Source organism: Streptomyces sp. NK08204 (assembly GCF_020400585.1).
Lineage (GTDB): Bacteria > Actinomycetota > Actinomycetes > Streptomycetales > Streptomycetaceae > Streptomyces.
In genome coordinates this window covers 1-19,843 of record NZ_JAINVF010000030.1, presented here as the reverse complement: position 1 = coordinate 19,843, position 19,843 = coordinate 1, and the positions used below count along the sequence as shown (strand labels likewise).

16 protein-coding genes, 1 tRNA gene and 1 pseudogene are annotated in these 19,843 nt (G+C 72.1%); 15 read left to right on the top strand and 3 right to left on the bottom strand.

The window, feature by feature from the left end; translation table 11 throughout:
• The first annotated feature begins 49 nt into the window (after window positions 1-49).
• The 5 genes from K7G59_RS30335 to K7G59_RS30315 all read left to right on the top strand — a co-directional run bounded on the left by K7G59_RS30335 (window position 50) and on the right by K7G59_RS30315 (window position 4,291).
• Window positions 50-952, top strand: coding sequence for a LysR family transcriptional regulator (locus tag K7G59_RS30335; protein WP_225839843.1), 903 nt, complete (start codon window positions 50-52; stop codon window positions 950-952).
• A gap of 22 nt (window positions 953-974) precedes the next feature.
• Complete coding sequence (locus tag K7G59_RS30330; protein ID WP_225839840.1) at window positions 975-1,151, top strand: MerR family DNA-binding transcriptional regulator; 177 nt, start codon at window positions 975-977, stop codon at window positions 1,149-1,151.
• Window positions 1,148-1,390: a PP2C family serine/threonine-protein phosphatase gene (locus K7G59_RS30325; protein ID WP_374114307.1), complete on the top strand. Its 243-nt coding sequence runs from the start codon at window positions 1,148-1,150 to the stop codon at window positions 1,388-1,390. Before K7G59_RS30330 ends, K7G59_RS30325 begins: the two co-directional genes overlap by 4 nt.
• An 83-nt stretch (window positions 1,391-1,473) precedes the next feature.
• Window positions 1,474-2,946, top strand: coding sequence for an acyl-CoA synthetase (locus tag K7G59_RS30320; RefSeq protein WP_225839839.1), 1,473 nt, complete (start codon window positions 1,474-1,476; stop codon window positions 2,944-2,946).
• On the top strand, window positions 2,939-4,291 hold the full coding sequence (locus K7G59_RS30315; protein ID WP_225839838.1) for a carboxyl transferase domain-containing protein: 1,353 nt from the start codon (window positions 2,939-2,941) through the stop codon (window positions 4,289-4,291). Before K7G59_RS30320 ends, K7G59_RS30315 begins: the two co-directional genes overlap by 8 nt.
• Window positions 4,292-4,295: 4 nt before the next feature.
• Here the strand turns inward: K7G59_RS30315 and K7G59_RS30310 are convergent, their stop codons facing one another.
• Complete coding sequence (locus K7G59_RS30310; RefSeq protein ID WP_225839837.1) at window positions 4,296-7,958, bottom strand: S8 family serine peptidase; 3,663 nt, start codon at window positions 7,956-7,958, stop codon at window positions 4,296-4,298.
• 175 nt (window positions 7,959-8,133) lie between these two features.
• Between K7G59_RS30310 and K7G59_RS30305 the strand changes: the two genes are divergently transcribed.
• A complete protein-coding gene (locus tag K7G59_RS30305) occupies window positions 8,134-8,589 on the top strand; it encodes a CU044_2847 family protein (protein ID WP_225839836.1) in 456 nt (151 codons plus the stop codon).
• Window positions 8,590-8,729: 140 nt separating this feature from the next.
• The gene (locus tag K7G59_RS30300; RefSeq protein WP_225839835.1) at window positions 8,730-9,767 is read left to right on the top strand and encodes a rod shape-determining protein; all 1,038 of its coding nucleotides are present in this window, start codon (window positions 8,730-8,732) and stop codon (window positions 9,765-9,767) included.
• Between the two features lie 196 nt (window positions 9,768-9,963).
• Here K7G59_RS30300 and K7G59_RS30295 read toward each other — a convergent pair whose 3' ends face one another.
• Complete coding sequence (locus K7G59_RS30295) at window positions 9,964-11,451, bottom strand: PHB depolymerase family esterase (protein WP_225839834.1); 1,488 nt, start codon at window positions 11,449-11,451, stop codon at window positions 9,964-9,966.
• 241 nt (window positions 11,452-11,692) lie between these two features.
• On the opposite strand from K7G59_RS30295, the pseudogene K7G59_RS30290 reads away from it, so the two are divergent.
• From K7G59_RS30290 to K7G59_RS30265, 6 genes and pseudogenes are all read left to right on the top strand, one after another.
• Window positions 11,693-11,950 (top strand): annotated as a pseudogene (locus K7G59_RS30290) (hypothetical protein); the annotation flags it as partial.
• Window positions 11,884-12,060 carry a hypothetical protein gene (locus K7G59_RS30285; protein ID WP_225839833.1) on the top strand — a complete coding sequence of 59 codons (177 nt, stop codon included), beginning with the start codon at window positions 11,884-11,886 and terminating at the stop codon, window positions 12,058-12,060. The pseudogene K7G59_RS30290 and the gene K7G59_RS30285, both read left to right, overlap by 67 nt.
• 157 nt (window positions 12,061-12,217) lie before the next feature.
• Complete coding sequence (locus tag K7G59_RS30280) at window positions 12,218-12,916, top strand: NADPH-dependent F420 reductase (protein WP_225839832.1); 699 nt, start codon at window positions 12,218-12,220, stop codon at window positions 12,914-12,916.
• A gap of 125 nt (window positions 12,917-13,041) precedes the next feature.
• The gene (locus tag K7G59_RS30275) at window positions 13,042-13,644 is read left to right on the top strand and encodes a TetR/AcrR family transcriptional regulator (protein ID WP_225839830.1); all 603 of its coding nucleotides are present in this window, start codon (window positions 13,042-13,044) and stop codon (window positions 13,642-13,644) included.
• An 891-nt stretch (window positions 13,645-14,535) separates the two neighbouring features.
• Window positions 14,536-15,285, top strand: a complete 750-nt coding sequence (locus K7G59_RS30270) for a papain-like cysteine protease family protein (RefSeq protein WP_225839827.1) — start codon at window positions 14,536-14,538, stop codon at window positions 15,283-15,285.
• A 17-nt stretch (window positions 15,286-15,302) separates the two neighbouring features.
• Window positions 15,303-16,160, top strand: a complete 858-nt coding sequence (locus K7G59_RS30265) for a hypothetical protein (RefSeq protein WP_225839825.1) — start codon at window positions 15,303-15,305, stop codon at window positions 16,158-16,160.
• 105 nt (window positions 16,161-16,265) lie between these two features.
• On the opposite strand, the gene K7G59_RS30260 is transcribed toward K7G59_RS30265, so the two are convergent.
• A tRNA-Met gene (locus K7G59_RS30260) sits at window positions 16,266-16,340 on the bottom strand.
• Between the two features lie 319 nt (window positions 16,341-16,659).
• Between K7G59_RS30260 and K7G59_RS30255 the strand changes: the two genes are divergently transcribed.
• Together K7G59_RS30255 and K7G59_RS30250 are read left to right on the top strand one after the other, a co-directional pair.
• Entirely contained in the window at window positions 16,660-19,077 is a 2,418-nt protein-coding gene (locus tag K7G59_RS30255; protein ID WP_225839823.1) for a helicase-associated domain-containing protein, read from the top strand.
• A gap of 179 nt (window positions 19,078-19,256) precedes the next feature.
• Window positions 19,257-19,772: a hypothetical protein gene (locus tag K7G59_RS30250; RefSeq protein ID WP_225839820.1), complete on the top strand. Its 516-nt coding sequence runs from the start codon at window positions 19,257-19,259 to the stop codon at window positions 19,770-19,772.
• Window positions 19,773-19,843: the final 71 nt, after the last annotated feature.

Sequence of the window (19,843 nt, the reverse complement as noted above, 5' to 3'; positions counted from 1 at the left end):
CTCCCGGATGCCGTTGCCCGTCCAAGACCCATGGTGATAACCAACGGCTATGACAGCCGACGTCCATGCCCGGGACCTGCGTTACTTCGTCGCGGTCGCGCAGGAGCTGCACTTCACGCGCGCCGCCGAGCGGCTGTATGTGTCACAGCCCGCGCTGAGCAAGCAGATCCGGACCCTGGAACGGCAGTTGGGGACGGAGCTGTTCCGCAGGAACCGGCACCAGGTGGCACTGACGGCGGCGGGCGAGGCGCTGCTGCCGCACGCCCGGCAGGTGCTCGCCGCCTGGGAGGCCGGGGCGGCGGCGGTGGAAGCGGCCAAGGCGGCCCAGCGCAGCACGCTCGCGGTGGGCATGAGCACCAGTCCGGGCCGGGGCGGTCTGCTGCCCGCGATCCGCTCCCGCTTCACCGCCGCGCACCCGGGGACGAGCGTCCGGCTGCGCCAGGTCAGCTGGGATGACCCGACGGCCGGCCTGGCCGACGGCGGCACGGACGTGGCCTTCGTGTGGCTGCCGCTGCCCGGGCAGGAGCGCTACGACTGTACGGTCGTCGTCACGGAAGCGCGCCTGGTCGCCCTCCCCGACACGCATCCGCTCGCCGCACGCACCGAGATCGACTTCGCCGACCTGCTCGACGAGCCGTTCCTCGCGCTGCCGAGGAGCGCGGGCCCGCTGCGCGACCACTGGCTCGCCCTGGACGCCCGCGCGGGCCGCCCGCCGCGCATCGGCGCGGAGATCGCCGGGGCGGAGGAGACGTACGAGGCGCTGGTCGCGGGCCTCGGCGTCTGTCTGGTGGCCGAGGGCAACGCCCCGCTGATCACCCGCGGCGGCGTCACCACCCGCCCGGTCCGGGGCCTCGGCCCGAGCTGTTACGCACTGGCCTGGCGCCGCGAGGACGGGTACCGCCCCCTGGTACGGGCGTACGCGCAGGCCTGCCGGGACACGGTCGGCACCTGACCACACTGGTGAACCGGTCGGGTTGACCTTCACCTTCGGTGAAGCCCCAGCCTCGACGGCGGACGACGAGGAACGCGAGGTGGGCGTGAAGCTGCTGACGATCGGGGCCTTCGCCAGGGCGAGCCGGCTGTCACCGAAGGCTCTGCGGCTCTACGACGAGCTGGAGTTGCTGCGCGCCCCCCGGTCGAGAAGGCCGTGACCGGACTGACCGCTCCGGTCCCGGACCTCCGGCTGCACGAGGCCCGTGCCGACGACCGCTGCCTGCTGTGCTCCGACAGGCTGACGGGGGTGGTGCCGGACGAGCGCATCCGCGAGCTGCTCGGCGCGGGCCGCGTCCCGGACCTCACCGTCCGGACTTTGATCGAGGCGACGAACACGGCAGGCGGTCCGGACAACGTCAGCTGCGTGGTGGCCGATGTCGTGCGGAGGGCCGCCTGAGCACGGTCGTGGGAACGAGGCTCCTGGTGTAGGAAGGTGCTGTCGTCCCTCGACAGCTCACCGACAGTCAAGGAGTGTGCCGCGTGTCCTCCCTCTTCCCGGCTTTGTTCCCGGCTTCGTCGGACGGGCCCGGCGACCGGGTCGCCCTGCGGTTCGGCGAACGGTCGTTGACGTACGGCGGGCTCGCCGGGGCGGCCGGTGCGGTCGCCGCCCGCGTGCGGGGCGCGGGCCGGGTCGCCGTGTGGGCCACGACGGAGCTGGAGACCGCCGTCGCCGTGACGGGCGCGCTGCTCGCCGGGGTGGCGGCGGTGCCGCTGAACCCGAAGTCGGGCGAGAAGGAACTCGCGCACATCCTCTCCGACAGCGCGCCGGGGCTGGTGCTGGCCGCGCCGGAGGCCGAACTTCCCTCTGCCCTCGGTGACCTCGAGCGCGTCGACGTCGGTGTCGGTGCCGGTGCCGACGGGGGCTGCGCGGGTCTCCGGGAGGAACACGCCTCCCCCGGTGACCCCGCCCTGATCGTCTACACCTCCGGCACCACCGGCCCGCCGAAGGGTGCCGTCATCCCGCGCCGGGCCCTCGCCTCGACCCTGGACGCGCTCGCCGACGCCTGGCAGTGGACGGCGGACGACGTACTCGTGCACGGGCTGCCGCTGTTCCATGTGCACGGGCTCGTCCTGGGCATCCTCGGTCCGCTGCGGCGCGGAGGCTCCGTCCGACATCTGGGGCGGTTCGGTACCGAGGGTGTCGTCCGTGAGCTGAACGAGGGCGCGACCATGCTGTTCGGGGTGCCGACCATGTACCACCGCATCGCCGAGGCCCTCCCGGCCGACCCCGGACTGGCCAAGGCCCTGGCGGGGGCCCGGCTGCTGGTCTCCGGGTCGGCCGCGCTGCCGGTGCACGACCACGAGCGGATCGCCGCGGCGACCGGGCGGCGGGTGATCGAGCGGTACGGCATGACCGAGACGCTGATGAACACCAGCGTGCGGGCCGACGGGGAGGCGCGTGCGGGGACGGTGGGTGTGCCGCTGCCGGGTGTCGAGCTGCGGCTGGTGGAGGAGGACGGGTCCGCGATCACCGCGTACGACGGGGAGACCGTCGGTGAGATCCAGGTGCGCGGCCCGAACCTGTTCACCGGGTATCTGAACCGGCCCGACGCCACGGCCGCCGCCTTCACCGCCGACGGATTCTTCCGCACCGGCGACATGGCGGTGCGGGAGCCCGACGGGTACGTCCGGATCGTCGGGCGCAAGGCCACCGATCTGATCAAGAGCGGCGGGTACAAGATCGGGGCCGGGGAGATCGAGAACGCCCTGCTGGAGCACCCGGGCGTGCGGGAGGCCGCGGTCACCGGGGAGCCGGACGCCGACCTGGGTGAGCGGATCGTGGCCTGGATCGTGCCGGTCGATCCTCAGTCTCCGCCCGCCGACGAGGAGTTGGCCGATCATGTCGCCCGGCGGCTCGCCCCGCACAAGCGTCCCCGCGTCGTCCGCCACCTGGACGCCCTGCCCCGCAACGACATGGGGAAGATCATGAAGAGGGCGCTGTCCGGTGCCTGAGCGGCTGTCGGCGCGGACGATGCTGGCGCTCGTCACCGACGAAGGGTCCTTCGACGAACTGCCGGGCGGGGAAGAGACGCCGGCGCCCGACGGGCCGCTCGGCTGGCACGGTTACGGCGCCTCGCGCGCCCGTGCCGTCGAACGCACCGGCGAGGAGGAGTCCGTCGTCTGCGGTACTGCGCGGGTCGACGGCACCGCGGCCCTGATGATCGCGTTCGAGTTCGGGTTCCTCGGCGGCTCCCTGGGCGAGCGCACCGGCGACCGGCTGGAGGCGGCCCACGCGTATGCCCGCGCGCACCGGCTGCCGGTCGTGCCGCTGATCGCCACCGGCGGCAGCCGGATGCAGGAGGGGATGCTGGCGCTGACCCAGCTCCAGCGCGTGGCCCGGCAGTCGGTGCTCACCCGGGAGGCAGGGCTGGCGCAGCTCGCGGTCCTGCGGGACCCCACGACGGGCGGTGGCTGGGCCACCCTGGGCGCGGGCGCGGACGTCGTCCTTGCCCTGCCCGGCGCCCAGGTGGGTTTCGCCGGCTCCCGGGTCCGACCGCCGGACGCCGACCCGGCCGCGTACACGGCGGAGGCCCAGCTGGCGGCGGGCGCCGCGGACGCCGTGGTGCCGCTGGAGGAGCTGAAGCAGACGCTGGGGCTGTGGCTGCGGCTGCTGACCACGCCCGCGCGCGAGGCACCCCCGCCGCCGCGGGCGCTGGGCGGCAGCGGGCTGCCCGGCACCGGCTGGGACGCCGTCCGGCGTGCCCGCTCCCCCGAACGCCCGCGGGCCGGCGCCTACCTGGACGCCTACTTCACCGAGCGGGTGGCCCTCCGCGGTGACCGCTGCGGCGGCACCGACGCGGGCGTCCTCTGCGGTTTCGGGCTGCATGACGGCCGTACCGTCGCGTACGCGGCGCAGACCGGGACGGCGACGCGGCCCGCCGGGTACCGCACCGCGGCCCGGCTGATCCGGCTCGCGGACCGGCTCGACATCCCGGTGCTGACCCTGGTGGACACGCCGGGCGCGGCCAACGACGCGGAGGCGGAGCGGCAGGGAGCCGGGGCGGCGATCGCGGAGGTGTTCGCCGCGGTGGCCGGTGCCCGTATCCCGCTCACCACGCTGGTGATCGGCGAGGGCGGTTCTGGCGGGGCGCTCGCGCTGGCCGCGCCCAACAACACCTGGGTCACGCCGGACAGTTACTTCTCGGTGATCGCCCCGGAGCCGGCGGCGGCCATCCTCAAGCGCCCGCCGGAACAGGTCGAGGCGACGGCGGGGCAGCTGCGGATCCGGCCGCAGGACCTGGTGGAACTGGGGGTGGTGCGCGGGATCGTCGAGCCCGTGGACCACCCCCGTTCCTGATCCGCTACCTCACGCCCGCCGCCCGGATGATCTCCTGGGTCACCCTGCCGCCCCTGTCGTCGCGGGCCGAGGCCCGCAGGGAGACGTGGGCGGCGCCGCGCGGCACGGTCAGCGTGCCGCGCCAGGAGGCCCGGCCGACGGCCGTGAGGGCGACGGGGTGCCAGGTCGTGCCGTCGTCGTACGACACCTCCAGGCTGCCGCCGCCGAGCGTGCCGGTGCCGGACGCGTCCGCCACGTAGGAGGCGCCGAGCCCGACCGGGATCCGCTGTCCGCCGCGCACGGTCCCGGCGAGATCGGTGCCGAGGTCGAAGGCGAGGTTGATCAGCGGGAGGTACGTCCAGTGGTCCTCCGGTGTGGCGGCCGAGCGGAACGTCCACTCGGTGTGGCCGCGCGTGGCGAGCTTCCAGTGCGCGGCGTCGAGGGCGGTGTCGGTGACCACCTCGTAGGTGTGCTCGTCGGCGGGCGCGTCCCAGACGTAGGCGGCGGAGCCGGTGTGGACCCCGTCGACCAGGGTGCCGTCCAGGTAGACGGCGGTGGTCTGGCTCATGCCGCTGTCCTCGCTCCACACGTCGCCGGAGCCGGTGTGGTCGGGCCCGGAGTCGCCCCAGCCGGGGGTGTTCAACTGGATCTGGTTCCCGGCGCGTTGCTGGCCCCAGCCTAGGCCGGTGCCGAGCCACGGATGCCACACCGGCCGGAACCAGTTCAGCGTGGACCGTGTTCCGCCGGTGTAGCGCACCGGTCCGCCGCGTTCCTCCAGCGTGCCGTTGCCGGCCGTGACCGACTCCTGCCAGAGCAGACCGCGGCCGGCGGACACGTAGTCGGTGCGCTCGGCGGGCAGGTCGACGGGCTCCTGGAAGCCGAGGCCGATCGGGAAGGTGTCGGTGATCGAGTAGCGGAACTCGCTGCCGTTCGCCGCCCCGGGGTCGTGGAACCTGACGTGGACCGCGGCCAGCTCGTCCGCCTCGGGCGCACAGGTGAGGTCGCGGTCGGGGATCGCGCCCCGGTGACCTGCGGACAGGTCGTACACGTACGGGGAGTTGCGGGTGCCGGTCATCTCGACCGCCTTCATGGCCCGCAGTCGGGCCGCGTCCGACGCGTTCACCGTGGCGATCTGCAGCGGCCGGTCGGCGTTGTCGTCCGTGCCCCACCAGGCCATCAGCCGGCCGGGCGCGTCGTCGGTCACGAACAGCGCCCTGGCACCCGCGTCCTGGGCGGCCTGGGCGAGTGCGGCCGGGTCGGCGCCGTCGGAGAGGTGCGCGAGCACCGCCTTGCCGGACACCCCGGTCAAGGGGCCGTCCCCGGCGTCCACCAGCGGCAGCGTCGTACGCCCCTGAAGCAGCGTGCCGCCCGGCTGGAGGGTCGCGTCATCGATCCCCTCGACCTCCAGCAGCGGCTTGGCCAGCCGCCACACGGTCCGGAACTCGAAGCTGCCCTGGGTGACCTTGTCGGTGGGCGCGGCGAAGACGCTGTCGTAGGTCAGCGGCACCTGGACCGCGCCGAACAGGTCGGCGCCGCCCGCCTTGCGGTCGTACTCCATGACGAGCTGGCGGGTCTCGGTGCGCCGGGCCACGGCCGTCTTGATCTCGCGCAACTTCCTTGCGTCCAGGGTGACTTCACGGTCCCGGTCGAGGGTGATCCCCGGCGCCGCGAGGAAACCGAGGCCGAGGGAGTCGGTGCCGTGGCTGCCGCGCACGTCGAGGAAGGAGGTCACGGCGTACGTGCCGGGCTCGAGGCGGAGCCTGAGCGTGCCGGAGTCGCCGACGTGCGCGGGCTGGGCCTCCTCGCCCTCCGCAAGACGCTGCACGGCGAGGTCGGCCGCGACGGGGGCTCCCGCGCGGTCCTTGACGTGGACGGTGAGGGTGTACCGTTCCTCCTCCTTGACCAGCCCGAACACGGTGTGCGCAACCGTGTTCCCGGCCGCGTCCACCGCGACGATCTGCCCGCTGGTCTCGCCGACCGGCGCCTTGGACACGTCCCCGGTGACCGTGGTGGACGCGGTGCCGTGCGCGGGGACGGTGAGGGCGGTGTCGGCGAGGGTGGCGACGCCGTCCGGAGCGCCCCGCACCGACAGCTTCAACTGCACGGAAGTGTCGGAGGAGTTGCTGTAGGTGAGGGTGCGGGTGACCGGCTTGTCGGCGGCGTACGGCCAGGGGTAGAAGCCGAGGTCGGCGCTGCCGGTGGCGGTGAGCCGGGTGTGCACGGCGTCCGGGACGCTCACCCGGCCGGCACCCAGCAGGTAGGCGGACGCGTCCAGTTGCTTCGAGCTGGACATCAGCGCGTCCTTCAGGCGGGCGCCGCTCCAGTCGGGGTGCTCCTCGGCGAGCAGGGCGGCGACTCCGGCGACGTGCGGGGTCGCCATGGAGGTACCGCTCATGGACGTGTAGTAGCCGCTGCCGGGGACGAGCTGGGAGCGAGCGGCGAGGATGCCGACGCCGGGGGCGCTGAGGTCGGGCTTCAGCGCGTTGTCGCCGTAGCGGGGCCCGGCGCTGGTGAAGTAGGCGGCCTGGTCGGCGGAGTCCACCGCGCCGACGGTGAGGGCCGCGTCGGCGGCGCCGGGCGAGCCGACGGAGGACGTGGCGCCGGTGTTGCCCGCGGCGACGACGAAGAGCGCGCCGGTCTCCTTGGACAGGGAGTTCACGGCCTGGGCCATGGGATCGGTGCCGTCGCTGGGCTCGGTCGTCCCCAGGCTCATCGACACGATCCTGGCGTGCACGTCCCGCGCCGCCCACTCCATACCGGCGATGATCTGCGACTCGCTGCCCGCACCCTGGTCGCCGAGCACCTTGCCGACGGCCAGCGCGGCGCCGGGTGCGACGCCTTTCTCCGTGCCGTCGGAGGCGGCGCCGCTGCCGCCGACCGTGGAGGTGACGTGGGTGCCGTGCCCGTTGCGGTCGGCGACCTCCTGCCCGTCGACGAAGCTCTTGGTGACGGTGACCCGGTCCGTGAGGTCGGGGTGGCTCAGGTCGGCGCCGGTGTCGAGGACGGCGACGGTCACCCCTTTTCCGGTGAGCCCCGCGTCCCAGCCCGCCTGCGTGCCTATCTGGGCGTTGCTCTCGGCCATGTCGGCCTTGACCCGCCCGTCCAGCCACACCTTGTGGATGCCGGCTCCGTGGGTGAAGGAGTGCCAGAAGGACCGCCCCCGGTCGGCCTCGACGGCGGCTCCGCGCAGGCTGGGCAGGCTCCGGGTGCGCTCGGCCCCGGCGGGGGCGGCGGCGCGGGCGCCCTTCCCGTAGGTCACGATCAGCGGCAGCGCGTCGGTCCGGGCGTCGGTGAATCCCTGCCGGATCAGCCCGCTCACGTCGAACAGCCGCCGGTCCAGGGCGCCGGACCGCAGATACGGCAGCGCCTCGTCCGGTACGACGGTGATGTCACCGTCGCTGCGCAGGGTCCTCACGGCGCCGAAGGCCCCGCGGGGACGCCGCACGGTGACCGTCTTCCTGCCGTGCCCGAGGTCGGTGACGGTCACTTTGTCACCGGTGACGAGGGTGACGGTGGTGGCGGCGGTGGCAGATCCCGGAGCGGGGACGCCCGGAGCGGGGACGCCCGGAGCGGGGACGCCCGGAGGTGGGGCGCCCGGAGCGGCGGCCACCGGGATGCTCGGCAACAGGGCGATCACCAGCCCCGCCGACAGCAGAGCCGCCCCACGTCTGACTGGTCCTGTGGTCATCCACGCCTCTTCTCGTGTCGAGCGCGTCACGTGCCGGGAGAGTGCCATGTGCCCTGTGTTTCCAAGGCGTTGAGTGGTGCTGGCGGGAAAGTACCCTGACAGGTTTGCGCCAACTCTTCGTACGGTCACGGGAATTACCGCAGACGCACCGGGGGGCGTCCGTGACAATCACGTCATGAACAAGCTGGTGGAGTTCGAGACCGAGGACGGCGCGGTCGTCGTCGTGGAGACGGCTGACCCGGCGACCGGAACCCGGCTCGTCGCGCGCGGCGAGGGCGGCGAGGGACCGGTCACGCAGACCGCCCGCACCTTCGAGGGCGCGCTGGCCGGGGTGCGCTCCGCCGCCCAGGCCGCGCTGCGGGTCTTCCGGGACGGCGCCCTGCGCCCCGACTCGGTGGAGCTGGAATTCGGGGTGAAGCTGTCCGCGGAGGCCGGCGCGATCATCGCCAAGGGCGCGGCGGAGGGGCAGCTGGTGGTCCGGCTCGGCTGGTCCGCCGAGCGGGCGGCGCAGCCCCCGGCGACGGCACCGCGGACGGCGGCGGCGCCCGACCCGCTGACGGCAGCGCCGCACCCGCTACCGCTGCCGGTGCCGGAACCGATGACGGGCCCGGAGTCCACCACCGACGCGTGAGCCACGCCGAAAACCGCCCGTTCAGCCGCACCCCGCCCGGCCCCCTCCAGAAGGCGCCCGCCCCACGGCGCCCCGCAGGATGCCAGTGAGCCCGCCAACAGGGCGGTCGCTCAAGGCCTGCGCACTCGGGAGGATCCGCCGTGACCGTCAGCCTGGAGCAGTTGCGCCGCTGCCATTTCGCCGTCGACCTGGGGGCGGCCCGCACCCGGGTGTACGTGAAGGGCGCAGGTCTGGTCGTCGACCAGCCCTCGGCCGCGGCGGTGAACACACGTACGGGTTCGCTCATCGCGGTGGGTGAGTTCGCGGAGAAGATGACGGGGCGGACACCGCACTACATCCGGGTCGTACGGCCCGTGTCCGGCGGCACGGTGGTCGACATCGAGATGGCCCAGCGCATGCTGCGGCATCTGCTCGGTGACCAGATGCGCCGCACGCTGCGCCGCAAGCCCCGGCTGCGCGCGGCGGCCTGCACGCCGCACGACGCCGATCCGCTGGCGCAGCGGGCGACGATCGAGACGCTGGTCGGGCTGGGGGTGCGCCGGGTGGAGCTGGTGGACACGCTGATCGCCGCCGCCGTGGGGTGCGGGCTGCCCGTCGAGCAGCCCGAGGCCACCATGATCATGGTGTGCGGGGCGGCGGCCACGCAGGTCGCGGTGCTGTCGCTGGGGTCGATCGTCACCGCCCAGCGGATCCCGGTGGGCGGTGAGGTGGTCGACCACGCGATCGTGCAGTATCTGCGGCACGAGCACGAGCTGATACTGCCGAGCCAGTCGGTACGGCCACTGCAGCTCGCCCTGTCCGAGAACGGGCTCACCCCCCACGGGCCGGTTTCGACGGAGATCCACGGGCGGGACGTGGCCACCGGACTGGCCCGCAGTGTGCAGGTCGACACCGCCGCCGTGCGCGACGCCATCCAGACCCCGCTGACGGCCGTGCTCGACGGCATCGGCCAGGTGCTGCGGAACTGCCCGCCCGATCTGGTGGCCGACCTCGCGGACCGCGGGATCATGATGGTCGGCGGCTCGGCGCTGCTGCCCGGGTTCGACCAGATGCTCCGGGAGGCGACCGGGATGCCGGTGCGCATCGCCGAACGGCCGGACATCTGCGCGGCCCAGGGCATCGGCGCCATGCTGGAGGGCAAGATCGAACCGCTGGTGCTGAACCCGCTGGCGGACTGACCGCCGTGTCCCCGCCCGGACACACCCCGCCGACGGCACGTCGAGGCGGCCGGAGCCGGGCGAGCGCGACGGCGGACGCGGCGAGGTGACCGCGCGCGAATCCCGGCGATGCCGGCCACTACGCCGGGCTCCGACTGCTGCGAAGGCTCCGAAGGCTCCGAAGGCAATGGCCGCCCCCGGAGCCGAGGCCGTTGCTTCAGGACGGGCAGCCGGAGTCGGCGAGCACGTAGTAGCCGGGTGAGGTCTCTTCGAGGGTGTGCGTTTCGTAGAGGTTGTAGAGGCCCATGTCCTGGCCGGAGCCGTTGGCGTAGGCGTGGCCGAGACTCTGGTGGGCGCGGCCCGCGGCGACCTGGTCGTAGTTGTCGTCCGTGAAGCACTGCGGCCGGTAGCCGGTGGTGGTGGCCGGGACCGCCGGCGACCGGGTGCCGATCGCGCCCCCTGAATCCACCGCGGCGACCGTGTAGCTGTACTGCGTACCGGAGTTCAGGCCCGTGTCGGTGTACGAGGTGCCGGTGGCCGAGCCGACCTCGGTGCCGCCGCGGTACACGTGGTACGACGCCGCGCCGCTCACCGCGGACCAGGACAGCGACACGGTGGTGTCGGTCGTGCCGGTGACCGTCAGCCCGGTGGGTGCCGGGAGGCTGCCCGTGCCGCCCCCGCCCGGGGCGTCCAGACCCCAGAACTTCGCGGTCCAGTACGACGAGCAGATGTAGGTGAGGTAGTACGTGCCCGTGCTGCCGCACTGGTCGGTGCCGGAGCCGGGGTCGACCGCGAGGCCGTGCGCCATCCCGGAGACGGTGAAGGTCTCCACCGCGGGCCTGCCGTCCGCGTCGTTGTAGACGGCCTGGGTGGTGCCGCCGGTCAGGGTGGTGGTGGACGACGGGGTCTGGCCGATGCCCCACACGTTCGTCCACTGGTCCCGTTCCTCGGTGGCGTTGGCCGGGTCGACCGTGCTGTCGCCGGTGCCCTGCCAGATCGCGACGCGCGGCCAGGGCCCGCCCCAGCCGCCGGAGGCGCGGCGGACCGCGTCGCCCCACTGCTGCGGTGTCTTGTTCACCGCGCTGTTCTGACAGGTCAGTCCGCTGGGAAGGTCGGTCGCGCAGCCCGCCGGGATGCCGGAGTCGATCGCGCCGCCCGCGAACACGTCGGGATAGTCGGCGAGCATGACCGAGGTCATCGCGCCGCCGGCCGACAGCCCGGTGACGTAGACGCGCCTGCGGTCGCTGCCGTAGTGGGACTCGGCGTAGTCCACCATCTGCTTGACGGACAGCGCCTCACCCTGGTCACGGGTGTAGTCGGCGGACTGGAACCAGTTGAAGCATGAATTGGCGTTGTTGGAACTGGTGGTCTGCGGGAAGACCAGCGCGAAGCCGTACATGTCGGCGTACTTGGGCCAGCCGGAGTGGCTGTAGTAGTCACTCGCGCTCTGCGTGCAGCCGTGCAGGGCGATGACGAGGGGCGCGCCGGAGGGCAGGTTGCCGGGGGTGTACGCGAACATCTGCAGGTTGCCGGGGTTGGAGCCGAAGCCCGTGATCTGCTGCAGGCTCGCGGCATGTGCCGGGGACGGGGAGAGTCCCAGAACTGCGGCGACCAGGGACAGGACCAGCGCCGCCGTGCGGGCGGGACGCGGCCAGGTGAGGCGCCACGAGCGGCGCGGTGTGCGTGGGGGGGATGTGGGGTTCATCGTGCCACCTGGATCGGATGTGGGTGTGTGGCCTGGGAGTACGGGGACGTTACGTCCGGCCCTCCCCGGCGGTAATGGAGAGGCACCCCACCTCGCGGCGGCACGGCCTGTGCGTTCGCACCGTTGTGGCCGGGGCCGGGCGGTCGGCCGGCCAGGGCGCTGAGCGGGCCCCGTGCGCCGGACGCCGGTGCGCCCGGCCCCGGGGGCCGCGTGATCCGTCCTGCGACGCGCAGGGCTCCGCCTGACCGTCGAGCCCGTCTCCGGCAAGTCGTACTACAACGGTGATCTGTGGTCGACCGCCGAGCCCAGCGGCAACACCTGCCTCAACTGGGGCAAGCCCACCGGCCAGTACAGCGCCGAGGGCTACACCCTCTACAACTGCCAGTGGCCCTCGCCCACCGACAAGCTGTTCCCCGCATCGCTCTACCACCAGTGCCGGCTGGGCAACTGGGAGGGCGAGGACTCCCGCTCCTGCTGGATCCACGAGGACCTGGCCGACTCGACGTCCCCGCTTCCGGCAAGAGCAACCTGCGGGTCTACGTCCTCGACCTGGATGGCGCCAACGCGGCGCCCGGCAAGATCGGCACCGACGGGCCGTACCTGAAGTAGCGACCCGGTTCCACCGGAGGTGTCTCCAGCGGGGTACTCGCCTGGGATGCGCCTTCCGCCTTCCTACCCCCTTGCAATACCGAACCACTCGGTTTAGTTTTTGGCTGTCGAACGGAGTACGGCGTCGGCATCCACTCCCCGAAAGGACCCCGTCCTCATGCGTTACGCAGTCCTCGGCACCGGCATCGTCGGCCGGACCATCGCCGGCAAGCTCGCCGCCCTCGGCCACGAGGTCGTCGTCGGCACCCGGGACCCGCAGGCCACCCTCGCCCGCACCGAACCCGACGCCTACGGCAACCCGCCGATCGCCGAGTGGCTGGCGCAGCACACGCGGGTGCGCCTGCTGTGCTTCGCGGACGCCGCGGCCTTCGGCGCGGCCGTGGTGAACACCACCGCCGGAGCCGTCTCGCTCCAGGCCCTGGAGGCCGCGGGCGCCGACAACCTGGCGGGCAAGGTCCTGCTGGACATCGCCAACCCCCTGGACTTCTCCCAGGGCATGCCGCCCTCGCTGAACCCGGTCGGCACCGACAGCCTCGGCGAGCAGATCCAGCGCGCCTTCCCCGCGACGAAGGTCGTCAAGACGCTCAACACCATGAACGCGGCGGTCATGGTGGATCCGTCCCGGGTGGCCGGTGAGCACAACGTCTTCGTCTGCGGCGACGACACCGACGCCAAAAAGCTCGTCACCGAACTCCTCGCGGAGTTCGGCTGGCCCCGGCAGAGCGTGATCGACCTCGGCGACATCACCGGCGCACGCGGCACCGAGATGCTGCTGCCGGTCTGGCTGCGTCTGTGGGGCGTGCTCGGCCACACCGACTTCAACTTCCAGATCCAGGGCGCCCGCCCCGGCGCCTGACCCGAGCCGGGCGGCCGGGCGCCGGGGCATCCCCCGAACCCTGGCGTACGGCCGCCCGTCCCCGCACGCCCCGCTACGGCGACGACGCGCCCACTCGCTACGACGGCCCCTCTTATCCTGACCAGGTGAGTGAACAGGTGAGTGGAACGGAAACCAGAGCCGCGGGACGGCCGCGCTCGGCCGAGAAGGACACCGCCATCCTGCAGGCCGCCCTGGAACTGCTGGCCTCCCAGGGCTACACACGCATGAGCCTCAGTCAGGTCGCCGCCGCGGCGCAGGTCAGCAAGTCCACCATCCACCTGCGCTGGAAGACCAAGGCCGACCTCCTCACCGCCGCCCTCGCGGCCGTCCGCATGGCCGACGCCCCGCCCCCCGGCAAGGACCTCCGCACCAACCTGGTGCACATCCTCGAGGACTTCGCCGCCACCGTCGAGCGGGTCAACGGCATGGCACTCATCGGCACCTGCCTCGCCGAGGAGGCGCACACCCCGGAGCTCCTCGCCCTCCTGCGCGAACGCACCGTGCTCCCCCGCCGGGCCCTCCTGCGAGAGGCCCTGGAACAGGCCCAGCGGACCGGCAGGATCCGCGCGGACGCCGATCTCGAGGCGGCCGTGTCGGCACTGCTCGGCCCGTTCTACGCCGACCACATGGCCGGGCGGGGCGGCCATCCCGAGTGGGCCGAACAGGCCGTGGACCTGGTCCTGGCCGCAATCGGCACCCGCGACTGAGGGTGTGAGGCGCCCAGGACCCCCGCGGCGCGGACGGGTCCTTGAGCCGGCCGGCTCAAGGCCGGTCAGGCACGGGCACTCCTGACTCGCCCAGGCGAGGGGGCCGCCGCCGCTCCGGCGTGACGGTCCTGCTGTTCGGCGAGGCCGCCGAGCGCGATCCGGGCCACCCGCGTTCCAGCGAGGCCGGCGCCGGACACGGCACTGCCCCCGCAACCTCTCCCACACCGTCGACGACGGCCGGGCGGTCGCCATCGAGTACGGCGCGCCCACGGACACCGTACGATCCGCACGGTCATCGCACCTGGTCCGATGTCCGCATAATCCCGCGTTATGGCAATGCATTATGCAAACACCGCTCTCCGGAATAAGCCCCAGGTGACAGCAGAACCGAAAGTGACCAGCCAGTCACTTACGCATCGGGGCAAAATTTTCCGGCTCCCGACACTTGACCAGACAAGTTAGGTCATCGCTAAGCTTCGCTGAGCGCTTGGAGTATCCGTTCAACTCCTATGCTCACTTGGCTGTCTGACCAACAGCCAGGTACTCACAGTCAGGCGTCGACCAGGCCAGATTGTTCGTCTTGGGGGAATGAGCAGCGGTATGAAGATGCACACCATGGTTGCTTCGGCCAGCCGACGGCTGCCCGCGATGCCCGCAATGCCCGTGTGACGCCTGTGACCACCTGAAGACCCCTTCAGCGGCGGCATTCACCGGCCGCCCCTTTCAGGCAATCGGTCGCAAACGCCCGGCAGCAGATTCTGCCTTCCCCCGGCACGCCGGTCCGGCTGCTCATTTCGAACGAAAAGGAATCGGTGCATGCAGTTTTCTCTCCCCTCCCATTGGCGGAGGGCGTTCGCCATAGCGGTTGCGTCCCTATTGTCCCTGGGGGCTGTGCTCGGCAGCGCCGGCCCGGCCCTCGCGGACTCCACCGGTACCGTCTGGGGAGGCCAGGGCAACTACTCGTCCATCAACGAGCGCGACCGCCCGTACCTGTCTGCGACCGTCGTGGGAACGGCCGCCATCGGCAGCAAAGTGAACATGAAGTGCCGGACTACAGGAGACACCGTCGAGAACAACTCGCGATGGATCTGGTCAGGCTCCTTCTACCTTGCCGACGCCTTCATCGTGGAGAACACCGACGGCCTGCCCGTGTGCGGCTCGCAGGCCTGGCTCAACATCTCCATGCAGAAGCAGGTCCAGGACCAGTGGTGCTGGGACGCCTCGGGGCTGACCATCGCGTACTACTGGGGCTACACCCAGTACAACCAGTACGACTTCTGCCGGCTCGCGAACAAGTACAGCGGGATCAGCTGCAACGACCAGCCGGCCACCCTCGACGACATGGCCGGAGGCCTGTGGGAGATGGGCTTCCGCAACACCGGCTACGACCTGTACCGCAATGCCTCGTTCAGTGAGACGTCCAACGAGATAGCGCACAACCGCCCGTTCGCGGTACGCATCGGCTGGACGTCGGGCGGCGGGCACATGAACGTGATCTACGGGTACGACGGGGCGACCAACATGATCGCCGTCGGTGACCCGTGGCCCTCCACCCAGACCTACACGTGGTGGAACTACAACTCCTATGTAGGCAACAACTCCTTCAACTGGACACACTCCCGCATCGGGATCTACGGCTGAGGAAGGCGTGAGGACGCATGCGTAACCACACCCGCACACCCCTGCGGCGCGCAGCCCGCCTGGCCGCCCTGGCCCTTGGTGCGTCGGCACTCCTCGCCGCCGTGTCCCCCCAGGCACAGGCTGACGACGGCCGCGACATCCCGGACTACCAGGGGGCGCAACACGTACTCGACTCCGGGCAGGTCCACAGAACGGTTTCCAGGTTCCTCGGCTTCATAGATCACCCGGGGGACGACGGCGGCACCATGGGCAGGCCCATGACCGCCGACTCCCCGGGCGGCAAGCAGCAGTTCAGCGTCAACAGTCCCGTCCCGCTGTACGAACTCGCGCCCGAGTTCGTCACGGGGAAGGCGCGCCCGACGTCCGCCGACGCCGTGCGCCTGTCCTACCTGGCTGCCCAGGTGACCAGCAAGGACGGTCATCACGCCGCGGTCCTGCTCGGCCGCCGGTCACCGTCCGGGCCCTGGGGGCTGGCCGGCATACGTGACGGGAACGAGGACATCACCTTCGCCAAGCGGGCCACGAACGGTTCCACGGTGTTCAGCGAGCCTCAGATCCACGCCTGGTACCGGCTTGTGAACAACACGGTCGAACCGCTCAACCACGAAGCGCGAACTGGCTTCGGCGGCCGTCACAGCATGCCGCTCGCCGAGTACCAGAAGCTCGTGCACCACCGTTACGCCGACAAAATGCCGGGATCGGCCTACGACCGCAAGGGCTTGGCGGGCGGATACGGCCTCGCCTCCGCCCAGCCGACGACCCACCCGGCCGGGGACGACACGTCGATGCTCCTCGGCGGTTCCGGTGCCGCCCTGGCGCTCGCCGGCGGCACGCTGATCCTGCGCAGACACCGCCGGCACGCACCCCGCAGCTGACCCGCCGACACGCTCACCCACCCGGCCTGCCGGCGCATTCCCCGAATGCGCCGGCAGGCCGTCGTCCCAGGGTGCCGCCGACGGGACGTGGTCGCAGGCCCGCACTGACGGGGCGGTGGGACTCGAACCCACGGCCGACGGATCATGAGTCCTTCTCTGATCTTCCGAGCAGTCCCCGCCCTTACCTCGATCTTCCCGTAACCGCAGGTCAGGCGCCCTTCGCCGTTCTGGCTCTGGGCCGGCTTGCCTGATCCTTCCGTCCCCCGCGCGTCCCCTGGCTGTCCCGAGCCCGCCGCGGGACCTCGATGCGCAGGCCGAGTTCAGTGAGGGACGCGGACCGGTTCGCGTCCCACGCGGCCGGGCGGCCCCGTCCTCGAATCCCTGACGACGGCGCCTACGGTCCCGCCGGATGCGCCATGCTGGGAGGCTGTACGGCACACCACGTGTTGCCCGGCCTGACGCAAAGCGTCGCCTTTCCCTCAACGAGGTGCACTGATCAGTGAAATCGGGTAAGTCGACCCTGGCAGCGTGGCTGCACCGCCTCGACGCCGAACACCTGGAGCAGGTACTCGCGGTACGGCCGGATGCCGTGTCCCCGCCGGAGCCCCGCTCGGTGAGCGAACTGGCCGAACGCCTGCAACGCCCGGGCTCGGTCGCGCTCACGCTGCCCCGACTCACGCTGCCCGCCCTGCAGGCAGCCGAAGCACTGGCGGCACTGAGCGCACCGGCCTCTCGGGACGTCCTGGCGGACCTGCTGGACGCGACGGAGGAAGAGACCGCACGCGGCCTGGAAGCGGCGCTCCAGACCCTGTCCGCGCATGCGCTGGTCTGGCCGGACAGCGAAGGAGCACTGTGCATGGCCACGCCCCTGCGGCAGGCGTGGGACACACCGCTCGGACTGGACCAGCCGCTGGCGACGCTGTTGAAGGACACGACCTCCGAGGAGTTGCGCCGCATGCTCGCGGCTCTGGGCGTGCGGCCGCCCGGCACCAAACCGCAGCGCCTCGCGTCGCTCGTGGAGCACCACAGCGACCCGGCACGTGTCGCCGCGCTGGTCGCTCGGGCCCCGGCCGACGCCCGGAAACTGCTGGAACGCAGGGCGGATCCCGCGGACCGGCCGCAGGCGTTCGTCCTCTTCGGAGGGGAGTCTGCCCCCGAGGCGGGTGCGCGCTGGGCGCTGGAGCGGGGACTGCTGGTCCAGGGCCGATACGGCTACGGCCCCGTACGGATGCCTGCCGAGGTGACGCTCGCGCTGCGCGGGCCGGGCTGGCACGCCCCGTTCGACCCCACCCCGCCCGTCGCGCTCTTGGCACCCGTCTCCCCGGCGGAGATCGACGGTGAGGCATCCGCCGCGGCCACGGCGTTCGCCGCCCACGCCGCCTCGGTCCTGTCGGTGTGTGCGACGACTCCGCCCGCGCGGCTGAAGTCCGGCGGCGTCGGAACCCGCGAACTGACCAGGATCGGCAAGGCAGCCCGCTGCGAGGAGACCGTCGTACGCCTCACCCTCGAGACGGCGTACAAGGCGGGTCTCATGGCCCGTGACGGTGACCGGGTCGCGACGACGGACGCCTACGACACCTGGGCCGAGTCGCAGCCCGCAGAGCGGCTTCCGGCACTGCTGCACGCCTGGTGGGCACTCGGGCTCACCCCCTCGCAGGCCCGGGACAACGACAACAAGGCGCTGCCCGCCCTGGCCGGGACCCCGTCCTGTGCCGGTTGTCTCCAGGCCCGGAAGGGGCTGCTTACCGCCGCTTCCCGGCTTCCGGCCGGGCAGGGCGCGAAGAACGCGGCCGAACTGGGTCCTCTTGCCCACTGGTCACGGCCACTCGCCGAGGTGCTGCCGCAGGACGCGACGCCGTTCGCCACCGTGATCCGCGAGGCGGAACTGCTCGGTGTCCTCGCCCGCGGCGCCCTGTCCCCGCTCGGCGCCGCTCTGCTGACCGACAGCACCGAGGGACTGGCCGTCGCCTGCCACCGTCTCCTCCCCGCCGCCACCGGTACGGCCCGCTTCGGCGGCGACCTGACCGCCATCGTCACCGGCACACCCGCCGCGCGGCTGGTCACGCTGCTGGACTCGGTCGCCGACCGGGAGACCGGCGGCACGGCCTCAGTGTGGCGGTTCAGCCCGGCGAGCGTTCGCCGCGCCCTGGACGCCGGCCGTAGCCCGGACTCCATCGAGGCCGACCTGGCTGCCGTCGCCGCCAACCCGCTGCCCCAGCCCCTGTCCTACCTGATCATGGACACGGCACGCAGCCACGGCCGGATCCGCATCGCCTCGGCCGCCTGCGTCGTCCACGGCGAGGAACCCGCCCTTCTCGCCGAGATCGCCGCCCACCGCAAACTTTCCAGACTGGGCCTGCGGCACCTCGCCCCGACCGTCCTCGTCAGCCGCACCCCGCTGGAGAGAACCCTCGCGGCACTGCGGACCGAGGGATACGCACCGGTCGCGGAGGCAGCCGACGGAACCGTGCACGTCGAACGACCCCGCAGCCCCCGGGCGACCGCGCCGGTGCCGCCTCCGCGCGAAGCAGTCAACAGGCCCAGCACCCCATTCCGTACGACCGCTGCCCCGAAGCGTGCCGAGCTGACCGCGCTGGCCGCCCGACTCGCGGGCGCCCCACTCGCCCTTCCCGCCCCCGACCCGTACAACGGCGTCCCCTTCGCCACCGACACCGAAGAAATCATCGCCGGACACGCGACCCAGATCCTCCACGCCGATGTCCGTCAACTCGCCTACGCCGTCGACAGTGGGACGGCGGTCACCATCGAGTACGTCGCCACGACAGGCAGCCGCACGATCCGCACCCTCAGCGGACTCGACCTCGATCCTCCGTATCTGTACGCCTGGTGTCATCTACGCGATGCGGAGCGGGTGTTCACCCTGTCGCGGATCCACGGTGTGATGCCCCCGGCGTGACACCCGGGCGGCGGGCCGGGGCGCGCGAGGCGGCCGTACCCATCTCGGAGGGCCGTCACCAGGAGTGTGACCTCCCGCCGTTGGTGGTCCCCTGGGCAACGCCGCGGTCGGCGTGCTGGGCGCGGACTCGGCAGCCGGGCAAGGGGTCACCACGGTCACCGTGAAGGGCGTCGCGCGCCGTGGACCTGTACACGATGGCGACCACCCTGGACAACGTGCCCGGCTCGTACTCGCCGGACGGCACCGGCAGTTCGGGGCTCGGCGCGGCGAAGGCACTGAAGCTGTGGGGGCTCGCGTCCGCGTACACGCATGCGTTCGGCCTCGCAGCCCTGAAGAGCGCACTACAGACAGGCCCGGCGATGCTCGGTATCGTCTGGCTGAACAGCATGTGCCACCCGAAGCCGGACAACACTCTCACGGTCGGCCGCGACTCGGGTCTGGCCGGCGGTCACGAGATCGTGTGCTCGGGCTGGGACGGCAGCAGGTTCCGCCTCGACAACAGCTGGGGCGCCTCGTGGGGCGACAGCGGGTCGTGCCGGGTGGCCGAGGCGGACATGCAGTGGCTGCTGTCTCAGCAGGGCGACGTGACCGTGCCGGCGTTCAGCCGGGCGCCGCGGCCGACTCCCGCTCCGGCGGACCCCGACATGGCGATGGCGCTCGCCGCCCGCACTTGGCTCACCGCGAAGGGGCTGTAATGACCATCAAGGGAATCGACGTCTCCTCCTACCAGCCGGAGAACTACAGCACGGCCGGCCTCGACTTCGTC